At 51.4% G+C, this 4,591-nt stretch carries 6 protein-coding genes; 4 read left to right on the plus strand and 2 right to left on the minus strand.

Annotation, left to right across the window (positions count from 1 at the left end):
* From O3C43_24695 to O3C43_24710, 4 genes are all read left to right on the plus strand, one after another.
* A partial coding sequence (locus O3C43_24695; protein ID MDA1069688.1) for a hypothetical protein occupies positions 1 to 266 on the plus strand: 266 nt, incomplete at its 5' end.
* A gap of 209 nt (positions 267 to 475) precedes the next feature.
* Positions 476 to 907 carry a hypothetical protein gene (locus O3C43_24700; protein MDA1069689.1) on the plus strand — a complete coding sequence of 144 codons (432 nt, stop codon included), beginning with the start codon at positions 476 to 478 and terminating at the stop codon, positions 905 to 907.
* 56 nt (positions 908 to 963) lie between these two features.
* Positions 964 to 2,061, plus strand: coding sequence for an alpha/beta hydrolase fold domain-containing protein (locus O3C43_24705; GenBank protein ID MDA1069690.1), 1,098 nt, complete (start codon positions 964 to 966; stop codon positions 2,059 to 2,061).
* Between the two features lie 183 nt (positions 2,062 to 2,244).
* Entirely contained in the window at positions 2,245 to 3,588 is a 1,344-nt protein-coding gene (locus O3C43_24710) for a DUF1552 domain-containing protein (GenBank protein ID MDA1069691.1), read from the plus strand.
* Between the two features lie 428 nt (positions 3,589 to 4,016).
* Here the strand turns inward: O3C43_24710 and O3C43_24715 are convergent, their stop codons facing one another.
* Positions 4,017 to 4,223: an addiction module protein gene (locus O3C43_24715; protein MDA1069692.1), complete on the minus strand. Its 207-nt coding sequence runs from the start codon at positions 4,221 to 4,223 to the stop codon at positions 4,017 to 4,019.
* 142 nt (positions 4,224 to 4,365) lie between these two features.
* Positions 4,366 to 4,591, minus strand: a 226-nt coding sequence (locus O3C43_24720) for a hypothetical protein (protein ID MDA1069693.1), incomplete at its 5' end; no start/stop codon positions are given.

Raw genomic sequence — 4,591 nt, forward strand, 5'->3', positions numbered from 1 at the left:
TGATCGCTGCGTCCTTGGCGTTGACATCAGCAGCAGCGCAAGAAGCCGAATTGGATCTCACTGATTTAGTCAGGGTCTACATCGAAGGGCAGGGACATCTGCCAAGAAATCGTGAGATTTCGAGAAAGATCGACCAAGTTGCTGATGTGATAGCCCCGGTGCTTCAAACGGAGTTGGAGCAGAGAGAAGATGGAGACTCGCTGATCGCAATTGCTCGCCTTGCGACGCGTGTCCCAGACAAGTCCGTTGCGAAGGAATTGATATAAGAGGTGAAGGAGAAGATCGCTAAAATTGAAGGCTATTCCAGCGATCCTCTTGTCGCTCAAAATCTGCGAGACCTGGAGAGTCTCATCGATGGTGCCGCGCCGCTCGGTCTGGGAGAAGCCAAAGGGGAAACCACGGACGTGGACAGAAAAACCCCCACCTCTGCGGCTTCGCCGCTAAAAAGCAAATTCCTATCAATTCAACCTCCGATGTGGCATCGATACACGTCGATGTTTACCCGACCCTGCTGGATCTGGCCGGCGCAACTCCGCCTGCCAACTACATCCTCGATGGCGAAAGCCTGGCACCCGTTTTCCTGAATCCCAAGTCCACCTTGAAACGCGAGGCCATTTACCAGCACTTTCCCGGTTACCTCGGTTCCGGCGGCGACACCTGGCGCACTACGCCGGTCGGTCTGATCGAGGTTGGCGATTGGAAGTTGATGCAATTCTTCGAGGACATGCATTTGGAACTCTACAACCTTCGTGACGACATCGGCGAGCGCCACAACCTGGCTCAATCCAGGCCCGAAAAAACGAAGGAATTGTATGACAAGATGCTCGCCTGGCGCACCACCATCAAAGCTCCCATGCCGACACCTTACACCGGCGGCGAGGAGAAAAAGGGAAAGAAAAAAAAGTGACCTCACTTCCTGAATTAAGGGGTTGTCCCCCGCCGAACTTCCCTCAAAGGAGGTCTTTGTTGAATTTCCTGATTCGCTCAAAGGTATCCGTTTTGCTGATTATGGTTTTCTGCCAGGTCCAGCAATTGACCACAGAGGCAAAGGAGCTGTCGCAGGCCGAGCTTGAACAATTGTTTGCCCGCTTTCCGGAGGCGGATGCCAATGGAGACGGGACATTGAACCTTGAAGAAATCGAGCAGTTTCGCGCGGCACGCAAATCTAAGAAACAACAGGCACGCGAACAGCCCGCACCGACCACCACACTTGCGGATGCGACTAAAGACAGGTTACCTGAACCGACACTACCCAACCTATCTTATGGGGCACACGAAAGACAGGTTCTCGACTTCTACCGCGCTGATTCGGATCACCCGACGCCCGTCGTCATTTTCTTTCACGGCGGTGGATTCCGCGGAGGTGACAAGCGGTCCTTTACCAAAGATGTTCGTCCTTACCTCGAAGCCGGCATCTCGGTCGTTTCATCCAATTACCGCTACAGCAGCCAGGCAATTTATCCGGGTCCGGTGCTTGATGGCTCACGAGCCGTCCAGTTTGTGCGCGCGCAAGCACAGGAGTGGAACATCGATCCAACGCAGCTCGCCCTCTCGGGCAGTTCGGCCGGCGGTCTCATGGCCTTGTGGATCGCACTCCACGACGATCTGGCCGAGCTTGAATCAGAAGATCCTGTTGCACGACAGTCAACGCGGGTGATGTGCGTGGTGCCCTACATCACCGCGTGCTCGATTGAACCGGATTATGTTCGGCAGCATTTCGGGGTGACCGACTTCGGAGCAATCCTGCCTTTGTTTGGTGTGCGAACGCCCGAGGAACTTTCACGCCCCGAAAAAGCGGCACTCATCCACGATGCCTCACCCCTTACACACCTTTCACCGGACGATCCTCCCATCCTATCCATCTTTCGCAGTCCATTGTCGCCGATGCCACTCCCGGCAGACACAAAGTTCGGCCAGTGGATTCATCATCCGAAGTTCGGCGAGCTACTGAAACAGGCCTGTGATTCCATAGGGGTCGAATGCACTTTTTATCATGCAAGTGATCCGATGCCAGAGGGGGCCGAAACAGCTTTTGTTTTAAAACAGTCAGCCGCGCAATAGAACCGAAGCACGTCTCTGCAACAGTGATCGCCAACCTCAATTTCCCGTCCATTTTATTCCGCCTAAATTCAAGGCGCACTTACGAAAGCTGGAAAGCAACTCTAGAGCCTTTCCCTCATAGATTTCAGTTGAGCACCTCCAGATAGTCCTCTAAATCTTTGAACTAAATCAATTACCCACTCTATGAGATCCATTTCCAGACGCTCGTTTATAAGAGGTGCCGGCGGAGCAATCCTTGCCCTGCCTTGGATGGAAAGTATCTCGTTGGCGGCCAGCCGCCCAATGCCTGCACAGCGCATGGCATTTCTCTATGTGCCCATAGGTGTGGTTCGGCGCGCATTTTTCCCAGGCGAACACACAGCACCTATTCCTTTAGGAAACAGTCCTCCCGTCATCGATATATCCTGGGTAGGAACCAAAGTTGGCTTCCAGCCGATACAATGGACCTCGACCTTAAAGCCATTGGAAAAGCTGAAAGACAAAGTGACTTTGATCACCGGGATGGACCGTACCTTCCAGATCGGTACGGATGTGCACGCACAGTGCGCTTCCTGTTTCCTCAGTAGCGCGGAGCCGTTTTCCATCACCGAATCCGCCTGGCCGCTTGATCGAACCCTCGATCAGATGGTGGGAGATCACGTGGGTCAAACTACTCCCTTCCGCACACTGGAGCTGAGCTGCAACAGCCATAAGGACAATCTCGAGTCGATATACTTCGACAACATTTCCTGGTACGGTACCGGACACTTGGCACCTTCAATCCGGGATCCACGGAAAGTGTATCATCGCTTGTTTGCCACCCAGGAAATCCAACGGTTTCGCAATGTAACTGATCTCGTACTCGAAGACGCCCGTACCCTGAAATTGGAGCTCGGTTATCATGACCGGCAGAAGTTTACCGAGTACCTTGACTCCATCCGGACGATTGAGAATCAAATGGATCGCCTCGAGAAAATGAAAGGCGAGTTAAGCAAAGTTACGATGGAAGAACCCGCAGCAGCCTATTTGCCGCGGGGCGAATACATCCGCCTGATGGGAGACCTCATGGTCGTGGCGCTGCAAACCGGATTGACTCGTGTAGCCACTTTGATGATCGGACCCGAGCGATGGAATACACCTTTCATGTTCGAAGGTCTCTTCGACAAACCGATGAGTTATCACCTGATGTCGCACAACCAAAAGGTCTACGTGGATCAACTGATACAAATCGACCGCTTCCACATGGAACAGTTTGCCTACCTCGTAGAGAAAATGGACGGCATTAAAGAATCCGATGGCACCACCCTGCTCGACAACACCATATTTACCTACGGCTCAGGATTAGGCGATGGCTCGACTCATCAATACAACGACCTGCCCATAATCGTCGCCGGCAAAGCCCAAGGTAAATTCAAGACCGGCCAACACCTGCACTGTCCCGATGGGACGCCTCTGGCCAATCTGTGGCTCACACAAGCACGCGCGATGGGGTTGGACATTAGTAAGTTCGCCGAGAGCACGGGCGAATTGAAGCCGTTGTTGGCGTAATCTACACCATCTTTCTGAATATTGTTATTCGAGCATGCGGTCTAGTGAGTTCCGTTATTAATAACACCAAAGCCATGAAGCAAGGTGAGCAGAGCATCCCGCGGTTTTTTGAGCTGACTGGTTAAATTCCACGTTCATTCAGCGTCCTGCGTATCGTGTCGGGGTTCATTCGCATATCCAATATCTCAACTACTCGAGCAATCTGATCTTCAATATCATAATAAATGGCAAAGGGAACCTTTTGGCTAGCATCCTCTGAAAACCGAATCGAACAGAGTGAATGCCGGCGTAAATTTTTAGTGAAGCTAAGTCTGAAAGAACGCAATCGATGAAATAATCGCCGACTCCGTATTCTCTTTCGTCATAAAATTTCCGTCCAGCTTCCAGGTCTTCGGCAGCTTCATAGAGTACAATGACTTCTTTTACCTTCACCCTCGAAATCGTTCTTTGAGCTCATCAAGTGTCAAAAACAGAGCTTCGCCTGAGTCGATTTTCTTTTTCCGTTCATTCAATATGCCTTCGTGCCAGGACGGAGATTCAATCGTCTGGACTTCTTGGAAAAGAGATTCCCAGATCTGTTCCATTATTTGAAGTCGTTCTTCGACTGGCATGGCTTTTATATCCGATATGCTCATAGGCTAAACAATAGTTCGGTGATTCAGTTCCACAAGATTTCTTTTAGCTAACAGTTGTAGCTTAAACGTGTAGAGGTGGTTTCACCCGCTATATATTTTGCAATATTATTCGTGGTTGAAATGGCTCCTACATTTAATCGCTCTAGTGGCCAAAACTCCTGGCGTGAAACCGCAACCCTTCCACACCGGAATGATCGTAGAGTTTGTTGATATTGTGATCCGGGCCCTGGATGAGTTCGAACTCGTAGGCAATCTTCAGTTGCGCCAGGCGGGCTTGAACGACCTGGGTGCCATCGAGTGAAAAGTCCTCCGTGCCGATGACGATGCGTATGGGAAGTCGGCCTACTATGCGATCGCGGTTCTTTTCA

It is taken from the genome of Verrucomicrobiota bacterium, assembly GCA_027622555.1.
Taxonomy (GTDB): domain Bacteria; phylum Verrucomicrobiota; class Verrucomicrobiia; order Opitutales; family UBA2995; genus UBA2995.